This is a genomic window from Agromyces humi, assembly GCF_009720255.1.
GTDB classification, from domain to species: domain Bacteria; phylum Actinomycetota; class Actinomycetes; order Actinomycetales; family Microbacteriaceae; genus Agromyces; species Agromyces humi.
Map to the genome: position 1 here is coordinate 1 of NZ_WJSP02000671.1, position 1022 is coordinate 1022.

The 1022-nt window shown below is 75.9% G+C and carries 1 protein-coding gene; it reads left to right on the plus strand.

Annotated elements, in window-relative coordinates:
- Positions 1-305 precede the first annotated feature (305 nt).
- On the plus strand, positions 306-1022 hold a 717-nt coding region (locus GH736_RS23405; RefSeq protein WP_159607448.1), incomplete at its 3' end, for a sirohydrochlorin chelatase.

The following is a 1022-nucleotide window of genomic DNA, read 5'->3' on the forward strand; positions in this document are numbered from 1 at the left end:
CACCGCCTGACCCGCCGGGCGCCGCGCGGATCCAGGCGATCGGCCGCCATTCAGGCCGGTGCCGCCGAAAGGGCCTGAGCAGCGGCCGGCTGCTCGAGGGCGCTCGATCACCGCACTCGAACCGACCCCCCGCGGGAGGAGATCCGCGCCCCGGGAGGTCGCCACGTCGCTCGGGCACCTCCGCTCGGGCGGATCTCCTCCCGTCCGGCTGGCGCGCGGCGCCGGTCAGGTGCCGCCCGGGCGCGGCGCGGTCACGGTCCGTCGCCGGGATGCGGCGGGCCGCCCCGATTTGCGACGATGGGGGCATGTCCGCTCGCACCCCGGCCCTCGTGGGCATCTCGCACGGCACCTCGTCCGACGAGGGCCGCCGTGCGGTGCGCGGGCTGCACGATGCGGTCGCCGCGGCGGTGACGCAGCGGCATCCGGATGCCACGCCGAGCGTCCGGCTCGGACACGTCGACGTCGAGCAGCCAGACGTCCCGGCCACCCTCGGCTCGCTCGAGCCCGACGAGCCCGCGGTCGTGGTGCCGCTGCTGCTCTCGGCCGGATACCACGTGTACGTCGACCTCACCGAGGCGGTCGACGACGAGAACGGGCAGGGCGGGCGTCACGTCGTGCTCGCCGGCGCCCTCGGCCCCGATGACCGGCTCGCGACGGTACTGCTGCGACGGCTCGAGGAGGCCGGACTCCGCCACGACGACCGGATCGTGCTCGCCGTCGCCGGGTCGAGCGACCGGCGTGCGGTCGTCGACTGCCTCGACATGGCGAAGCGGCTCGGCACGGTATCGGGACGTGCGGTCACGGCGGGGTTCCTCTCGGCCGCCCAGCCGCGCCTGCCCGAGGCGGTCGCGATGGCCCGAGCGGATGCCGCCGCCGACGGCGGCAGGGTCGTGGTGGCGAACTACCTGCTCGCACCCGGCTACTTCGACGACCTCGCCCACGCGGCCGGCGCCGACATGACCGCACGGCCCCTGCTCGTGGAGGACGAGCCCGCGCCCGCCGAGCTCGTCGAGATCGTGCTC